The sequence below is a fragment of the Arthrobacter sp. 260 genome, assembly GCF_013116745.1.
Lineage (GTDB): Bacteria > Actinomycetota > Actinomycetes > Actinomycetales > Micrococcaceae > Arthrobacter_D.
Window position 1 is genome coordinate 69914 of the sequence record NZ_JABFOE010000008.1, and the last position, 17537, is coordinate 87450.

At 66.1% G+C, this 17537-nt stretch carries 11 protein-coding genes and 1 riboswitch; of the genes, 6 read left to right on the forward strand and 5 right to left on the reverse strand.

Annotated features, from left to right (window positions below; all coding sequences use genetic code 11):
• Positions 1-93: 93 nt before the first annotated feature.
• Positions 94-432, reverse strand: coding sequence for a P-II family nitrogen regulator (locus HMI57_RS10680; RefSeq protein WP_019482927.1), 339 nt, complete (start codon positions 430-432; stop codon positions 94-96).
• A complete protein-coding gene (locus HMI57_RS10685) occupies positions 429-1727 on the reverse strand; it encodes an ammonium transporter (RefSeq protein WP_171586002.1) in 1299 nt (432 codons plus the stop codon). The genes HMI57_RS10680 and HMI57_RS10685 overlap by 4 nt, the downstream gene beginning before the upstream one ends.
• Positions 1728-2010: 283 nt before the next feature.
• Here HMI57_RS10685 and HMI57_RS10690 point away from each other — a divergent pair, with 283 nt between their 5' ends.
• Positions 2011-3774, forward strand: coding sequence for a hypothetical protein (locus HMI57_RS10690; RefSeq protein ID WP_171586003.1), 1764 nt, complete (start codon positions 2011-2013; stop codon positions 3772-3774).
• 76 nt (positions 3775-3850) lie between these two features.
• Here the strand turns inward: HMI57_RS10690 and ftsY are convergent, their stop codons facing one another.
• Positions 3851-5053: a signal recognition particle-docking protein FtsY gene (gene ftsY, locus HMI57_RS10695; protein WP_171586004.1), complete on the reverse strand. Its 1203-nt coding sequence runs from the start codon at positions 5051-5053 to the stop codon at positions 3851-3853.
• 64 nt (positions 5054-5117) lie between these two features.
• On the opposite strand from ftsY, the gene HMI57_RS10700 reads away from it, so the two are divergent.
• Positions 5118-6383, forward strand: coding sequence for an MFS transporter (locus tag HMI57_RS10700; RefSeq protein ID WP_171586005.1), 1266 nt, complete (start codon positions 5118-5120; stop codon positions 6381-6383).
• Here the strand turns inward: HMI57_RS10700 and smc are convergent.
• Positions 6380-10015 carry a chromosome segregation protein SMC gene (smc, locus tag HMI57_RS10705; protein ID WP_171586006.1) on the reverse strand — a complete coding sequence of 1212 codons (3636 nt, stop codon included), beginning with the start codon at positions 10013-10015 and terminating at the stop codon, positions 6380-6382. The two genes, HMI57_RS10700 and smc, sit on opposite strands and share 4 nt — an antisense overlap.
• A 235-nt stretch (positions 10016-10250) precedes the next feature.
• Between smc and HMI57_RS10710 the strand changes: the two genes are divergently transcribed.
• From HMI57_RS10710 to HMI57_RS10725, 4 genes are all read left to right on the forward strand, one after another.
• Entirely contained in the window at positions 10251-11273 is a 1023-nt protein-coding gene (locus HMI57_RS10710) for a 3-oxoacyl-ACP synthase III (RefSeq protein ID WP_171586007.1), read from the forward strand.
• Complete coding sequence (locus HMI57_RS10715; protein WP_171586008.1) at positions 11267-14002, forward strand: alpha/beta fold hydrolase; 2736 nt, start codon at positions 11267-11269, stop codon at positions 14000-14002. Before HMI57_RS10710 ends, HMI57_RS10715 begins: the two co-directional genes overlap by 7 nt.
• Entirely contained in the window at positions 13999-14970 is a 972-nt protein-coding gene (locus tag HMI57_RS10720; protein ID WP_171586009.1) for an NAD-dependent epimerase/dehydratase family protein, read from the forward strand. The genes HMI57_RS10715 and HMI57_RS10720 overlap by 4 nt, the downstream gene beginning before the upstream one ends.
• A 67-nt stretch (positions 14971-15037) precedes the next feature.
• On the forward strand, positions 15038-16204 hold the full coding sequence (locus HMI57_RS10725; protein WP_171586010.1) for a glycosyltransferase: 1167 nt from the start codon (positions 15038-15040) through the stop codon (positions 16202-16204).
• Positions 16205-16330: 126 nt separating this feature from the next.
• Here the strand turns inward: HMI57_RS10725 and HMI57_RS10730 are convergent, their stop codons facing one another.
• Positions 16331-17203, reverse strand: a complete 873-nt coding sequence (locus tag HMI57_RS10730; protein ID WP_171586011.1) for a LysM peptidoglycan-binding domain-containing C40 family peptidase — start codon at positions 17201-17203, stop codon at positions 16331-16333.
• Between the two features lie 3 nt (positions 17204-17206).
• Positions 17207-17373, reverse strand: a riboswitch (cyclic di-AMP (ydaO/yuaA leader).
• Between the last annotated feature and the right edge of the window lie 164 nt (positions 17374-17537).

Below are 17537 nucleotides of genomic sequence, written 5' to 3' on the forward strand. Positions count from 1 at the left end.
CGAACCACCGCTAGACGGTGGTGATGCAGGAAGCGAAGGGTGACGTCGACCGGTGCGTCCGGTGTGGGTGCGTCCGGGAGGAACAGGGGCGGGCTAGAGCGCGGCGTCGCCGCGTTCTCCGGTGCGGACGCGGACGGCGTCCTCCACCGGGATAACCCAGACCTTGCCGTCGCCGGCCCGTCCGGTGTTGGCTGTTGAGACCAGGACATCGACGATGTCGGTGACCCAGGCGTCCGCCACGAGGACTTCCACGCGAATCTTCTGCAGCAGGTCCACCGTGTATTCAGCACCACGGTAAACCTCGGTGTGGCCGCGTTGTCTTCCGTAGCCGCTGGCCCCGCTGACAGTGAGTCCCTGGACGCCGTACGTTTCCAGAGCCCCGCGGACGCCGTCGAGCTTATCCGGGCGGACGATTGCTGTTACCAGCTTCATGAGTTCACCTTTTCCGACACACTGTCCTTGGCTGCAACGTTGTTAGTGGGGTGGAACTGTCCGCCGACACCGAGGCCGCCGAACTCGTAGGCCGTCTCAGCGTGCTCCGACAGGTCGACACCTGATACCTCGTTGTCGGCAGTGATCCGGAATCCGATGGTCTTGTGGATGGCCAGGCCGATGATCGCCGTCATCACAGCGGAGAGCGTGATGGCCACCAGGACCGAGACAACCTGTGCCAGCAGCTGGCCGCCGCCGGCGCCGTAGAAGAGGCCACCGCCCTCGCCGTCAACCGGCATGGCGATGAAGCCGAGCGCAATGGTGCCGACAGTGCCGGCGACCAGGTGCACCGCGACGACGTCGAGCGAGTCATCGAAGCCCAGCTTGTACTTGAGGCCAACCGCCAGGGCGCAGAGTGCACCAGCCACGAGACCGAGACCGATAGCACCAATGGGGCTGACGTTGGCGCAGGCCGGGGTGATGGCGACCAGGCCGGCGACGATACCCGACGCCGCACCGAGCGAGGTGGGTCGGCCATCGCGGAAGCGTTCCAGGACCAGCCAGCCGACCATTGCTGCGGCGGGAGCTGCCATGGTGTTGATCCAGATGAGGCCAGCTTCCTCGGCGGTACCAGCGGCGCCACCGTTGAAGCCGAACCAGCCGAACCACAGCAGTGCTGCACCGAGCATCACCAGGGGAACGTTGTGGGGGCGCTGCGCCGGGTCCTTGCCGAAGCCCTGACGCTTGCCGAGAATGATGGCCAGCACGAGCGCCGCAACGCCAGCGCTGATGTGGACCACTGTGCCACCGGCGAAGTCGATTGCCTCGCCCACGGCGCCGCCGACAGCGCCATCAGCGCTCAGCAGGCCGCCACCCCAGACCATGAAAGCCAGCGGGCAGTAGACCAGGGTGACCCAGATAGGGACGAACAGCGACCAGGCACCGAACTTCGCCCGGTCGGCGATGGCGCCGCTGATCAGGGCGACGGTGATGATGGCGAACGTGACGCCGTAGCCGGCGCCGATCATGTCCTCTGTGCCGATCAGTCCTTCGAGACCGAAGGAAGCGAAGGGGTTACCGAACAGCTGGGCGACCCCGTCGCCCCCGGTCATCGAGTATCCCCAGAGAACCCAAACTATGCCGACCAAACCGACGGCGATGAAACTCATCATCATCATGTTCAGTGCGGCCTTGGCGCGCGTCATGCCGCCGTAGAAAAATGCCAGCCCCGGTGTCATCAGAAGCACCATAGCGGCCGAAACCAAAACCCAGACGTGACCTGCTGTCAGATCCATCGTCACATCCTCTCGCGAGTGGCGGGCAGTTCCCGCAATCAAAAGTCTGCACGCGCTGTGTTTCGGGCCCGTGAGCCAATTGATTGCGCGCAGGTTACAGAACTCGCACGTTGGTAAAGAGTGCATGACGGATATGTTTCAGCTGTGTTAACCGCACCTGATTTTGCCCCCTTAACTGGACTCGGCCGCGATCGGAGAGTAATACGGAATGCACCTGGGAGGTGTCCGGAGAGCGAGTCGTGGGCTGGCTAGACTTGCTTGGAGCTGACAACGATGGAGAATAATGTCCGACCACCCCTCTCGCCCCACTCCCGACCCCCTACCCGAGGACACTAGCCAGCCTGCTGCGGCACGCACCCGGCCGACTCCGCGGGTCATGATTGCCGCCGGCTTGGCGACCGTCGTCGTGCTGATCGGCGCCGGGGTGGGCATTACTGCACTCACCGGCAACGACGAACCGGCTGCGACCCCCAGCATCTCGGCGTCGCCGTCGCCGTCAACGACGACGACGTCCAGCGCACCCGCCGCGACCACCGCGCCTGCGCCCACTACCGAGCCCGCTCCTGAACCCACAGACCCGCTGCCCGCGGCGCCCACGGCGTTCTACGAACAGGCAGGGCCCCCGGACGGCTCACCGCTGGAGGCCGTGGAACCGATGACCATCGCTGTCTCGGCCGAACCAACCGGAACTGAGCTGCCCTCGAACCTGATCGGCCTGTCCCTTGAAGCCACCGACCTCGCCGACCCGCGGATGTCCGGGGACAACGAGGAGATCGTGAGCAGCCTGACCGGGCTGGGACGGCCGATGCTGCGCTTCGGAGGGAACGCCGTCGACCGGCGGTTCTTCTGGACGTCAACCGATGAGCCCATCCCCGGGAACCTCTCCGGCGACGACGCCCACCCGGTGCGGGCCGCTGGCCCGGCTGACCTGGAGCGCGTGAACAGGCTCCTCGAAGCAGCCGACGCCACGATCAGCCTCACCGTGGACCTGGGCAACTATGATCCCGCACGCGCCGCTGACATGACCCGGTACGCCAGCGAGATCTTCGGGGACCGGCTGGTGGGCATCACGGTGGGCAATGAACCCAACGGGTACCCCACCAACGGCCTCCGGCCATCCAGCTGGGGGATCTCCGACTACCTGACCGAGCTCTCGGCATACGCGGAAGCTATGTACGCCGTGGCACCGGAGGTTCGGATCGTCGGCCCGGGCACCTACGCCGAAGCCTGGTGGGAGCCGTTCGCGCAGGCCGACCTACCGCAGGAGAAGATCCTCTCCTTCCACCACTACCCGCTCTCCCAGTGCGACGGCGCTAACGACCCCCTGGGCGAGCCCATCATGGAAAACCTGATGGCCGGGCCAATTCATGACCGGGCGCAGAACTACCGCGACGCTGCCATGGCTCCGGCCAAAGAGGCGGGACTGGAAACGTGGATCCCCGAGACCGGCATTTCGGCCTGCCCCGGATCCAACGAGACCACCAAGACGCATGCGTCGGCACTCTGGAGCGTCGACTATGCGCTGAGCGCCGCCGAAATCGGGATTGCCCGGCTGAGCTTCCACAGCTCGCTGTTGACCTGCGTGGGCGGACCCCCCATGTCCGCCATCTGCTCCGGCGGGCCGTACCTGCAGCCGGATGCGACCTTCAACGAGCGGGCCAACTACTACGGGCTGTCGATGGTTGCCGAACTGCCACCGGGAGCGTTCCTGCAGAACACCGTCGACGGCGGTGGGCTGGCGTACAGCTACGCGATCGAGCACGAGGACGGCAGCATCAGCGTGGTGCTCGTGAACCAGAATGACCCCGAGGTCAGTGCCCAGACCGACGTCACGGTGCAGCTGCCCGCAGGGGCCCGCACCAGCGCGATGACCCAGCTCGCGGGGCCGTCCTACGGTGCCGAGGATGCCACGGTCATCGACGGGCAGCCCGCCCCACCGGTGCCCGCGGCCGACCGTCCAGCCGTTCCCGGTTTCGTTCCGGGAGCAGAGTCGGTGGAGCTTCCGGTGACGGCGGGCACCGTGTCGGTACTTACCTTCACGTTCTAACCCAGCACCTCTTAGCCTGAACGCAAAGCGGCGCCCCACGATGCATCGTGGGGCGCCGCTTCTGCGTTGGGTTCAGCTAGTTGAGGATCGCGTCCACGAAGGACTCGGCCTCGAACAGTGCCAGGTCGTCGGCGCCCTCGCCGAGACCCACCAGTTTGACCGGCACCCCGAGGCTGCGCTGGATCGCGACGACGATGCCGCCCTTGGCGGTGCCGTCGAGCTTGGTCAGGACAATGCCTGTCACATTGACCACTTCGGCGAACACCCGGGCCTGGTTGAGGCCGTTCTGCCCGGTGGTGGCATCGAGCACCAGCAGCACCTCGTCAACGGTGGCCAGTTTCTCGATGACCCGCTTGACCTTGCCGAGTTCGTCCATCAGGCCAACCTTGTTCTGCAGGCGACCTGCGGTGTCGATCATGACAACATCCACCTCGCCGTCGATCCCGGCCTTGACTGCCTCGTAGGCAACCGACGCGGGGTCGGCGCCGTCGACGTCGGACCTGACCGTAGGGACCCCCACGCGCTGCCCCCAGGTGGCCAGCTGCTCAGCGGCTGCGGCGCGGAAGGTATCAGCTGCGCCGAGCAGGACGTCCTTGTCATCGGCAACCAGCACCCGGGCCAGCTTGCCGACGGTGGTGGTCTTTCCGACGCCATTGACGCCGACCACGAGCACCACTGCGGGGCGGTCTGCGTGCCGGTCGGTTGCGAGGGACCGATCCATGGTGGGATCGACGAGCTTGATCAGCTCCTCCCGAAGCATGTCCTTGACCTCGGCGGGGCTGCGGCTGCCTGCCACCTTCACCCGGGCGCGGAGCGCGTCCACCAGTTCCATTGTGGGCTCGGTGCCCAGGTCGGCGAGCAGCAGGGTCTCTTCGATCTCGTCCCAGACGTCCTCATCGATGTTGTCGCGGGACAGCAGGGCGAGCAGGCCCTTGCCGAGTGCGTTGTTCGAACGGATCAGCCGGGCACGGAGGCGGGCCAGGCGGCCCTGCACCTCGGCGGGGGTTTCGACCGGCACCGTTTCGGTGCCGATGGTGGTTTCGTCGAGGTCGCGCAGATCGTCAGGAACAATGACATCGTCGGCTGTGCCGGTCGGCCGTTCCAACGTGTCGGTGGAGGTTCCCGCGGTGCCGCTGGCAACCCGGTCGTCGTCGTCGCGGGTACTGGTGTAGGTACCCGGCGGTGTTTTCCGTCCCTTCAGCAGCAGCACGGCAAGTGAGCCGATGACCGCGAGAGAAATGGCTACGTAAATTACTATCTGGAGCGTCGTCTCGTTCACAGACCTAGCTTCTCATACGCGTCTGGCGCTGCCCGGGCGGAACTGGTGAAAGACTGAACGCATCATGTTCAGCCTCAGACGCTCACCAGCCACCGGTACGCCCGCTGTCGACCCCCCCGAACGCATCAAAATCCCGCAGGAAATCTGGGTTCTGATTGCGGCGGCTTTCGTCATCGCCATCGGTTTTGGATTGGTGGCCCCGGTCCTGCCACAGTTCGCGCAGAGTTTCGACCTGCCGCCCATCGTGGCACGCCTCGATCTCGGCGTCACAGCGTCGGCAATCATCGTGAGCGCCTTCGCGTTCACCCGGCTGGTCTTTGCACCGGCGGGCGGCAAGCTCGTTGAACGGCTCGGCGAGCGGCCGGTCTACGTGTCCGGTCTGCTGATCGTGGCCCTCTCGACGGGTGCCTGTGCCTTTGCGGCCGACTACTGGCAGCTGTTGATCTTCCGCGGGCTGGGAGGCATCGGTTCCACCATGTTCACCGTTTCCGCGATGGGCCTGATCGTTCGCTTGGCACCACCCGGTCTGCGTGGCCGGGTGTCCGGTACGTATGCCTCGGCGTTTCTGCTTGGCAGCATCTTCGGCCCGCTGATCGGCGGGCTGCTCGTGGTGTTCGGCCTGCGGGTCCCGTTCCTCGTCTATGCGGGTGCGCTCATCATCGCGGCGGCAGTGGTGTTCATCAAACTGCGCGACTCGGCCCTCCGCGACAAGGCGGCCAACGCCGCTCCGCTGCCGGTACTGACGGTTCGCGAAGCCCTCGGCGATTCTGCCTATCGGGCTGCCCTCGCGTCGGGATTCGCCAATGGCTGGTCCTCGTTCGGTGTGCGGATGGCGCTGGTTCCACTGTTTGTGGTGGCCGTCCTTGGGGAGGGCCCGGAAATGGCCGGCGTTGCGCTCACCTTCTTTGCCGCAGGTACCGCGCTGGCGCTGACCTTCTCCGGTCGGCTAGCCGACCAATGGGGCCGGAAGCCCATGGTCCTGACCGGATTGGTGGTGAATGGTCTGGCCATGGCGACTCTGGGATTCACCACCGACCTGGTGATGTTCCTTGCCGTCTCTGTCGTTGCCGGGCTGGGCGCCGGGCTGCTCAACCCCGCCCAACAGGCAGTGATCGCCGATGTGATTGGGAACCAGCGCAGCGGCGGGAAGGTGCTTGCTGCCTTCCAGATGAGTGCCGACACCGGCGCGATCATCGGCCCGATTATTGCCGGGCTCCTGGTGGACGCGCTGTCCTTCGGGTGGGCGTTCGCTCTGACCGGTGCCATAGCCTTCGCGGCGTTCCTGGTGTGGCTGGGTGCCCGCGAAACACTTCCCGAACGAACCGCCTAGGCTTCCACCAGCCGCTGGCTGATGACTGTGGAAACGCCGTCGCCCCGCATCGTCACGCCGTACAGCGCGTCCGCCACCTCCATGGTCCGTTTCTGGTGAGTGATGATGATGAGCTGACTGGATTCGCGAAGCTCCTCGAACAGGGTGATCAACCGGCCGAGGTTGGTGTCGTCGAGCGCAGCCTCCACCTCGTCCATCACATAGAACGGCGATGGCCGCGCCTTGAAAATCGCCACCAGCAGCGCGACGGCGGTCAGCGAGCGCTCTCCCCCAGAGAGCAGGGAGAGCCGCTTGATCCGTTTACCGGCGGGCCGGGCCTCCACCTCAATGCCGGTGGTGAGCATGTTCTCCGGGTCGGTGAGGACCAGCCGTCCCTCCCCACCGGGGAACAGCCGGCCAAACACCCGTTCAAACTGAACCGCTGTGTCCCGGTAGGCCGCGGTGAACACCTGCTCCACCCGCTCATCCACTTCCCTGATGATGTCCAGCAGGTCTTTCCGGGTCGCCTTGAGGTCTTCGAGCTGGGTGCTCAGGAACTGATGGCGTTCCTCCAGTGCGGCGAACTCCTCCAAGGCCAGCGGGTTGACCTTGCCCAGTGACGCGAGGTCCTTCTCGGCGCGCTTGAGCCGTTTCTCCTGCTCCTCGCGGACAAACGGCACCCCGGCGGGCACCGGATTGCCGTCGTTGTCCACTGGGGCACGAAGCTCCGCCCACTTATCAGCGGCGGCGGCAGGTATGGGTACCGGGATGTCCGGGCCGTACTCGGCGACGAGGTGATCGGCGGTCAGCCCCAACTCGTCGATTGACCGGTTCTCCAGCGTCTCGATGCGGGCCTGCTGCTGGGCGCGAGCCAACTCGTCGCGGTGTACCGAGTCGGTCAGTTCCGCCAATTCGGCTACCAGCCGGTCATTGCCGGTCCTGACCCCGCCGAGTTCGGCATCCCACTGGGCGCGCAACTCCTCGGCGGCGTCGCGGTGGCGTGCCGCCTGATCCACCGAGACGTCGAGGTAGGCCAGCGCGCTGCGGGCCGCCTGCCCGACGGCGGCCGCCCGACGGGCCTGAACCCGGCGGATCCGTGCCCGCTCCGCAGCCTGCACCCGCGCCTGCCGTTCGGCGATTGCCGCCCGCTCCAGTGACGCCGCCCGGTTGGCGATGGCACGGAGCTGCTCCTCCGCGCTCCGCAGCGACAGCCGGGCGTCCATTTCGGCCTGCCGTGCCTGTGCGGCACCGAGCGCGAGCAGGTCCCGGTGCTCGGTCGACGGCTCGGTCTCGGCAGGGAGGTCCTGGGCGGCCGCGAGCCGCTGGGTGACCTCGCGCAACCGGTCCTGTTCGGCGGCGAGGTTGGCGGCGGCGGCGTCAGCCAGTCGGGTCAACCGTTCAGTCTCCCCTGCCGCGGAGCGCACCACGGAGCCCAGCTGGCCCAGCTTCTCGGCGACAGCCGCCAGTCGTGCATCCGATTCGTGGAGCTGCTCCAGCGCCGCGTCGGCAGCCGCCTGTGCGTCCTGGAGCCGCGACGAGGCCCCAGCCATTTCGAACCGTGCCCGCTCCATCCGGTTGGCGGCCGCTTCCAGCCGTCCGGTGGTCTCGTCAACTGCCGCCTGAATTTCCAGTACTCCCGGCTCCGCGGCCGAGCCGCCCCGGACGGAGGCCACGGTGACGACATGCCCGTCACGGGTCACAGCGGTCAGGTGGGGGCGCGACTCCACCAGGTCGAATGCCTCACCAAGGAGGTCGACAACAACGCTCTGGGCCAGCAGTGTCCTGACGACGTCGGCCACCCGTGCGTCGCACCGCACCAGGTCACCCGCCCACGCAGCACCCGGAGGAAGTCCCTCAGCAGGAACTCGGGTGGTTTCGACTTTCGATCCATCGGAACTCCCCACCGTCGCAGACACTCCGCTAGCATCAGTCCCTCCGGCGATGAGCAGCGCAACTTGCCCGGCGTCGTCGTCGATCACCCGCCGCAACACGAGGTCGGCTGACTGCAAATCGTGGACAGCGACCGCTTCCGCTGCGGGGCCGAGCGCCGCTGCAATGGCTGTCTCATACCCCTGCCGAACGGTAATCAGCTCCGTAACGGCAGCGAGTACGCCGTCCAGGCCTGCGTCGAGCACCGCCTGGCTGCCGTCGCGGCGTTGCAGCCCGGTCTGCAGGGCCTCCCGGCGGGCCTGGAGCGATTCACGCTCGCGGTCTGCCGCGCGTTCCTGCTCCGTCAGGTCCTCCAGCTCGCCCTGGACGGCCGCCAGGGCGGCGCTGGCCGTCTCATAGGATTCGTCGAGGTTCTCCTCGCCCTCCTCGGCGCCAGCCACCTGGACCTCCAGAGCGGCAAACTCCTGCTGGGCTGCTGCGCGGCGCACGTCGACGTCGGCCACCGAGGCCCGGAGCCTGCCCAGCTCCGCTTCCGCCGATTCCACCCGCGACCTGACCGCCCCCACCTGACCGGTGAGCTTGGCCAGGCCCTCACGCCGGTCGGCCGCTGCCCGGAGCAGCCCGGTGAGGCGTTTGTCCTCCAGCGCTGCCGCCTCCTCGGCGTCGCCGCGCAACTCAACCGCCGTCTCAAGGGCTTCCCGCCGATCCTCAACCTCCGTGCGCAGCGTAGCTTCTTCGGCGCGTACCCGGGCTGCCTGCTGATCCAGCTCGTCAGGGGTCCTGCCGCCGGTCCGTGAGGCGTCGTCCTCGGCGCCGCTGCCCAACAGCCGGGTGCGTTCGTCGGCGAGGCTCCCCAGCGACCTGAACCGTTCCCGGGTACTGGCTAGCTGGTACCAGGTGTCCCTGGCGGTGTTCAGCCGCGGCGTCGCCTCGGCGGCGAGCCGCTCAAGATCCGCCTGCCGGGAACGGCCGGCGGCCAGGAGTTTCTCGACGTCGGCACGGCGTTCCTTGAGCGCTGTCTCGTCAGCCACCTCCTGCTCGAACGAGCTCATCAGCTGGACCAGGTCGTCGGCCATGAGCCGGGCGCGGGCATCCCGGACGTCGAACTGGACGGTCTTGGCACGGCGGGCGACGTCGGCCTGTTTCCCCAGGGGAGTGAGCTGGCGGCGGATTTCACCGGTGAGGTCGGTCAGCCGGGTCAGGTTAGCCTGCATGGCCTCCAGCTTGCGCACCGTCTTTTCACGGCGCCGCCGGTGTTTCAGGATGCCGGCCGCTTCCTCGATGAAGCCGCGGCGGTCCTCCGGGGTGGCGTGCAACACCTTGTCCAGTTGCCCCTGACCCACGATCACATGCATTTCCCGGCCCAGCCCGGAATCCGAGAGCAGTTCCTGGATGTCGAGGAGCCGGCAGGTGCTGCCGTTGATCGCGTACTCGGACCCACCGGTCCGGAACAGGGTGCGGGAGATGGTGACTTCGGCGTATTCGATGGGTAGGGCGCCGTCGGCGTTGTCGATGGTCAGGGAGACCTGGGCCCTGCCGAGCGGCGGGCGGCCGGATGTCCCGGCGAAGATGACGTCCTCCATCTTGCCGCCGCGAAGGGTCTTGGCCCCCTGCTCACCCATCACCCAGGCGAGGGCATCGACCACGTTGGATTTCCCCGAGCCGTTGGGACCCACCACTGCCGTCACGCCCGGCTCGAAGTCGAACGTCGTCGCGGAGGCGAAGGACTTGAAGCCGCGCACGGTTAGACTTTTCAGATGCACAGTTCTCAGGGTCTCCAGAAGATGTCGGTTTCCCCCAATCTACTGCGTTCGGGACCTGTACAGCAGCATTGTGCTGGTTCACGGACCGCGTAATTCACGTTCGATGCGGTCCTTGGAAAGCTACACCAAGTAGGCTTTATAACGAATCGTTAGATTCGTTTGTGCGTCCGAGTGCCCTCAGGGCCATCCAGCGCAGGTTATCGAGGCGCACTGAACAGTCGACAAGGCAGGAAATTTGACCGGCAATTTCAACTTCCGACACCACAACACCGCGCTTCTGGGCGTCGAAAGTGTTGAGGCTCCGGTCATCGTCACCTCCAACGAATTCGACCGTGTACTGGCTCCGGCGCTTAAGCGCCTCCGACTCTCCTCCGGGCTGCTTCAACGAGTGGCGGGGATCACCGAACGCCGCTGGTGGGCACCCGGCACCCGGTTCGACGACGCCGCCATCGAGGCGGGAGCGAAAGCGCTGGCGTCCTCGGGCATCGAGGCGTCGCAGATCGGCCTCCTGATCAACACCTCGGTCACCCGGACCAACCTGGAACCTTCGGTTGCAGTGAAGATCCACAACGGGCTCGGCCTGCCCTCCTCGGCAATGAACTTTGACGTCGCCAACGCGTGCCTCGGGTTCGTCAACGGGATCACCCTGGCCGCGAACATGATCGAGGCCGGACAGATCCAGTACGCGATGGTGGTCAACGGTGAAGACTCCCAGGCCACCCAGGAAGCCACCCTGAGGCGACTGAACTCGCCGGAGGCCACGCGGGCCAGCTTCCTCCAGGAATTTGCCACCCTCACCCTCGGGTCCGGCGCGGCAGCCGCAGTGCTCGGCCCTGCTGATGCCCACCCCGGCGCCCACCGCGTCCTGGGCGGCGTGGCACGGGCCGGAACCGAGCATCATGAACTGTGTGTCGGCGGGATCGACGGCATGTACACGGATGCGCAGGGACTGCTGGACGGCGGCCTCGAACTGGTGGTTGATGCGTGGAATGAAGCCCAGGAGGAGTGGAACTGGACCAAAATGGACCGGTACATCACCCACCAGGTGAGCAGCACCCACACCAACGCGATCGTCGAGGCAATTGACCTTGATCCGTCCCGGGTGCCCATGACCTTCCAGAAGTGGGGCAACGTGGGCCCGGCGTCACTGCCCATGACCCTGGCCGCTGAAGCCCAGACGCTGACCTCCGGTGACCGGGTGCTCTGCATGGGCGTCGGATCCGGGTTGAACACCGCGATGCTGGAGATTGCGTGGTAGCACTTCCCGGCGTCGACCCCTCGTGGCCGGCCTACCGAGACGTCCCCTCCCATGCGGCAGTAGACCCAGCGGGAACCACCAACAGCTGGCATTACCTGGACAATGAGGCACAGCTCACCGGGCCGCCCCGCGGCACCCTGCTCTGCGTGCACGGGAACCCCACCTGGTCTTACCTCTGGCGGAGCGTGCTCGCCGCAGGGGCTCAGCACGGCTGGCGGGTGATCGCCGTCGACCAGCTGAACATGGGCCTGTCCGAACGCACCGGCCGGTTCCGGCGGCTCGCGGACCGGGTGCAGGACCTCAACGATTTCGTCGGGTCCATGGACCTGACCGGACCGGTCATCACCGTGGGCCACGACTGGGGCGGTGTCGTCAGCCTCGGCTTCGCCCACCAGCGCCGCGACCTCGTGGACGCCGTCGTGCTCACCAACACAGCGATCCACCAGGATCCCAACCGTGCGATCCCTGCTCCCCTGCGATTGGCGCTCCACCCACTGGTGCACCGGTGGGGGACGAAGGACACGTCGGCATTCCTGGACGTCACCCACGCGCTGGCCCGGCCCGCGCTGCCCAAGGAGGTGCGGAAGGCGTTCCTGCTGCCCTACCGAGGTGGCGCCCGACGCCAGGGTATTGCGGACTTCGTTGCCGATATTCCCGCCAGCCCGTCACACCCCAGCTACCCGGCGCTCCGGAACATCGCCGAGGGCATCCGTACCCTCGACGTACCCGCGCTGATGCTGTGGGGACCCGAGGACCCGATCTTCTCGGACACCTACCTCAACGACCTCGCGGCACGGCTCCCGCAGGCCGATATCCACCGGTTCGAGGGTGCCAGCCACCTCGTGGGCGAGGACCGGGACATCGCCGGCCCCCTGTTCCGGTGGCTCGACGGCGCCCTGAAAACGTCAGCCGCGACGTCGTCTCCCGGATCCCCGGACGGTGATGCCACTGCTCCTGGCGCCCCAGCAGCCAGCGCCCTGGAAACCGACACCACCGCGCCGTTCACCCCGCTGGAGCATGAGCTGACCCAGCGCGCGCAGGGTCCCGACGCCGACCAGCTGGCCGTTGCCGATATGGGCGCGGATGGCCGGATCGGCCGGTCCCTGTCCTGGCGTGATCTCGAACGCGAGGTCAGTTCGCTCGCCGACGCGCTGCGACGGATCGGTTTGCGCCGCGGCAGCCGGGTAAGCCTGATGGTTCCGCCCGGGGTGGAGCTCACGGTACTCCTCTACGCCTGCCTGCGGATCGGCGCCGTGATCATCGTCGCCGACGCCGGTCTGGGCCGAAAGGGCCTCAGCAAGGCTGTTCGCGGCACGGTGCCGGAGTTCCTGATCGGCATCGACCTGGCGCTCACTGCGGCGAAGCTGTTTTCCTGGCCCGGCCGTCGCATCAGCGTTGCAACGCTGCCCGCCGCCAAACGGAGGCTCCTCGGGGTGGAGTCCTCACTCGCCGAGCTTCGCCTGGGTAAGACGACGGCCGCCTCCGGCGACACGGGACCAGCGGACGTTCCCAATCCTGCAGTCCTCGATCCTGCAGTCCTTGACCCTGACGTCCTTGATCCTGATGCCGACGCCGCCATTCTGTTCACCTCCGGATCCACCGGCCCGGCCAAGGGTGTCGTGTACACCCACCGCCGGCTCGCCGCCATGCGGGATACCGTTGCAGAAACCTTCGACATCCGCCCCGGTGACGGACTGGTGGCGGGCTTCGCACCCTTCGCACTGCTGGGTCCAGCCCTCGGGACGACGTCGATCACGCCCGACATGGACGTCACCAGACCTAAGACCCTTTCAGCGTCGGCCCTCGCCGATGCCGTCGCCGCCATCGAGGCGACCACCGTGTTCGCCTCCCCCGCAGCACTACGGAACATTCTGACGACTCAAGGTGAGCTGACCGATGCCGGCCGGAAGGCATTGGCAGGGGTTTCACTGCTGCTCTCAGCCGGCGCTCCCGTCCCCTCGCGGCTGCTGACCGAGCTGCTGGGGATTCTTCCTGCGGCCTCGCTGCACACGCCCTACGGGATGACCGAAGCGTTGCCTGTTACCGACGTCGATCTCGGGGTGATTCTCTCGGCCGAAGCTGACGCTGCAGCCGGGAACGTCATCGGCGCCGGGAACGGTGTCTGCGTGGGCCGGGCGGTCGCGGGCGCACGGATCACTGTCAGTCCCCTCAACCGGGCGGGGACCGCCGACGGCGCCCCCACTACTGAGGCGGGGGTGACCGGAGAGATCCTCATCGATGCTCCCCATGTGAAAGACCGCTACCATCGGCTGTGGCTCACCGAGAGCGAAAGCTCGCGGACCGGTGGCTGGCACCGCACTGGCGACATCGGCCACTTCGACGGCAATGGCCGGCTCTGGGTCGAGGGACGGCTTCCGCATCTGGTCACCCCGGCCGCCGGCGTACTCACCCCGGTGGGTGTGGAACAGGCACTTGAGGCGGTCGACGCCGTCGGGCTCGCAGCGGTGGTCGGCGTGGGACCAGCTGGTACCCAGGCGGTGGTCGCAGTGGTCGAGACCACCCCGGCAACGGCGAAACCAGGGCTCGCACCGGCATCTCTGGCGTCCGCAGCACGCAGCGCCGCGCGCTCCGCAGGCGCGGAACTGTCAGCGGTGCTGGTTGTTCCCGCCCTGCCCACTGATATCCGGCACAATGCCAAGATTGACCGGACCGCCGTGGCGCAGTGGGCAACCGGCGTGCTGGCTGGCGGAAAGATCAGCAAACTGTGAGGGTTCTGGTGACCGGTGCCAGCGGGATGCTGGGCCGGGTGACCGCCGAGCTACTCAGGGCGCAAGGCCATGAGGTGCACACCTTTCAACGGCGTCCATCAGGGCTGACAGGGGTTGAGGACAGCCTGGGATCGATCACCGAGCCGGCAGCCGTCGAGCGGGCGGTCCTGGGCATGGATGCTGTGGTGCATCTGGCAGCCAAAGTCTCGTTTGCTGGAGCGGCAGCTGACTTCGAAGCGGTCAATGTAGAGGGCACCCGATGCCTGTTAGATGCGGCACGGACAGCAGGGGTCAGGGACTTCGTGTTCATTTCCTCCCCTTCGGTGGCGCACGTGGGCACCTCGATCGTGGGGCAGGCTGCCACCGATGCCACGCCAGAGAAGGTGTTGGGCCACTACGCCCAGACGAAGGCCAAGGCAGAGCTCATCGCGCTGGCGGCAAACAGTGACAGTTTCCGTGTCGCGGCTGTCAGACCACATATCGTGTGGGGGCCAGGGGATACCCAACTGGTCGAACGGGTCTTGCAGCGGGCACGGGCGGGACGTCTTCCAGTCCTGGACGCTGGCACCGCACTCGTCGATACCACCTACGTCGACAATGCAGCGGAAGCGATTGGCGCGGCCCTCGCCCGGATGGATCAGGTGGCGGGCTTAGCGGTCGTGGTCACCAACGGAGAGCCCCGGCCCATCGGTGAACTGATCGCAGGCATCTGCGAGGCTGGTGGGGTTCGCCCGCCGCGCTGGAGCGTTCCCGGAAGGGTGGCACGGGTAGCCGGGTCCCTGGTTGAGTTTGTGTGGCAGCGGAGCGGCGCCGACGGGGAACCACCGATGACCCGCTTTCTGGCGGAGCAACTCTCCACGGCCCACTGGTTCGATCAACGACGGACCCGCGACCTGCTTGGCTGGACGCCCGGAGTGTCACTCGATGAGGGACTGGCAAGACTCTCAGAGCACTACCAGCAGCTGTAACAGATCAGCTTCAACCCCGCTTCTTAGGAGGCGGCGTCCTTCCCATCAGAGCCAGGAGAATCCCTAGATGCCCTATTCAATAGTTCTCGTTGCCGACGACATTGAGGCACTCGGCGGTGTTCAGCGGTTCGCCAACATTCTCAGCACAGGGCTGGCGGAGCGCGGGCATCGAGTCTCACTGCTTGGAATCAACAAGAGTACTGATCCGATGCAGTACCGCAGACATTCGTCAGTTCAGACGGACTCAATTTACGCTCTTCCCTATTCGCATTTCCGGCAGCGGGTCGACAATATCTCAACGACCCATGAGGACGAAGCCGAAATCTGGCATGAGCATAGACTGGCCACCGAGGCAGGCCAACTCAGGCTTCAACAGCACATCGCATCCTGGGGTCCAGAGACAATCGTTGTCGTTCTGCAGATCAGCGCGTTGATAGCACTTCAGAAAGCGGGTCTCCTCGAGACCAGACCGGATCGTCCAAGGGTGATTGCCCAGTATCACGGTTCTTTCGACTACGCCCAAGCCAGGGGGGTGCTCCCCCGCATCGTTGACGAGTTCAGCGCGGTGGACCTGCAACTCTTTCTGACCGAAGAGTACGCGCGACAGTTCGCTGAAGCCGGGCTGCCTGACGCGGGGTATGTTCACAATCCCAACACCCTTCCGCCTCAGACCTTCGATGCTGCGCAACGCGAGCAGACCGTGGTCTCCCTGTCTCGGCTCCATGAGGAGAAGTCCTTGGACGAACTCCTGACCGCCTGGTCATTGATTAGTGAAGAATTTCCTAGCTGGACCCTTGCTCTTTACGGAGCCGGACCTGAGAGGTCCGCTCTGGAGCTGCTTGCGGCCGAGCTGGGAATCGCAGGGTCGGTGAAGTTCTGCGGGGTGGCGACCGATCTTGCCGATTCGCTGGGTAAGGCGAGCATTAATGTTCTGACTTCACATCGGGAGGGATGGCCTCTCGTGGTCGCCGAGGCAGCGGTCTGTGGGATCCCAACCGTGGCGTATGACGCTGGACACGGGCTGCAACGGCTGATTGCCGACTCACGGACAGGCATCATAGTCCCCACGTATCAACCGGAAGATTTCGCCAAGGCATTGTCCACTCTCATGGGGTCGAGTGAACTGCGCCGCACCCTTGGAGAGCGTGCAGCTCAGGAGATTAGCCAGTACTCGCTGGAGAACGTCATCCCCCAGTGGGAAGCTATTTTCGAGGCGCTTCTCCCGCAGTCCTGAACCCGGACAGCTCCTTTCGTCCGATCCATGTTGCCACCGCCGGACACCCCGGATAGGGCCGGTGAACGCACGAATGCGCCATCGGATTTCTCCGATGGCGCATCCTGGGCTGGCGCGGGCTGCGTCCTAGCGGGTGTAGTACCCGACCAGTGGCATGGCGTCGACCGCGTGGACCAGGGTGCCCTGGCTGGGGTTCAGAGCGCTGACCATCTGGCCACCACCGATGTAGATACCGACGTGTCCGCCGCCGTTCTGGATGACGAGGTCACCCGGCTGAGGGTTGCTGGTGGGGGTCAGGGCCGCCATCTGTGCCTGGCTGGTGCGGGGCAGATCGATGCCGTGCTGGGCGTAGACCCACTGCACAAAGCCTGAGCAGTCCCAAGCACCGGGGGTGGTGCCGCCGTAGACGTAGCCGGAACCGATCTGCGACATTGCGGTGCCGACGATACCGGAAGTGGACGCCTGACCGCCGGTGGAGGGAGCTGCAATGGGGGTGATGGCCTCGGAGGCGGTAGTGATGCCCAGGGTGCTGGTCTCAGCAGGAGCAGCCGGCGCGGGAGCGGCAGCGGTCACCGCAGCGGCTGGTGCAGCAGCTGGTGCTGGAGCAGCTACCTGAGTGGCCTGGGTGGCACTGCCTGAGAGGGAAATGACGTCACCGGGGAAGATGACCGAGTCCCAGGTGAGGCCGTTCAGCGCAAAGATCGAATCGAGGCTGACACCCTGAGCGGCAGCGATGTGGCCGAGGGTATCTCCAACCTGGACAGTGTAGGTTGCGGAGCCGGCGCTCTGGACGGCTGGTGCCGCGGCGGTGGGCTGAGCGGTGATTTCACCGGACGCGTTGGCCGGGAGTCCGGCGCTGAGCATCAGACCGGAGGCTGCCACCAGGACTGCTGCTGGGCGGCCGAAGGATCCGGCGTGTGAGCTGACCGCCTTGGAAACGGTCTTGAAGGCGCTTGGCGGGGTTGCGCGGTGGCGCGCAATGTGACGGTTCTTGGACATGATGTTGCCTCTCCCAATGCCTACGAAGTTAGCTGTCGGATTCGGATGGGAGCCACCCGGACTCGATAATGAGTCTTCACCCCGAGGCCGTCTATCGACGGCCGCTACTGGTTCCTCCGCTTCTGCCGGATGAATGCGAACGGACCTCACGACAACGGCAGAACTTGGCAATCTGTCGGGAGGACGCTGAGTTGAACGGAACCCGGCGTGCCGTCTACAGTACAGAGGCCCGCACAGATTTGTCACATTTGTGTCACAGGGAGGAGGTGCGGGGTAGCGATCCGATAACCGACGGCGGGGTGATAAATCACGCTCTGGCTGCGTGGAGGTTTCC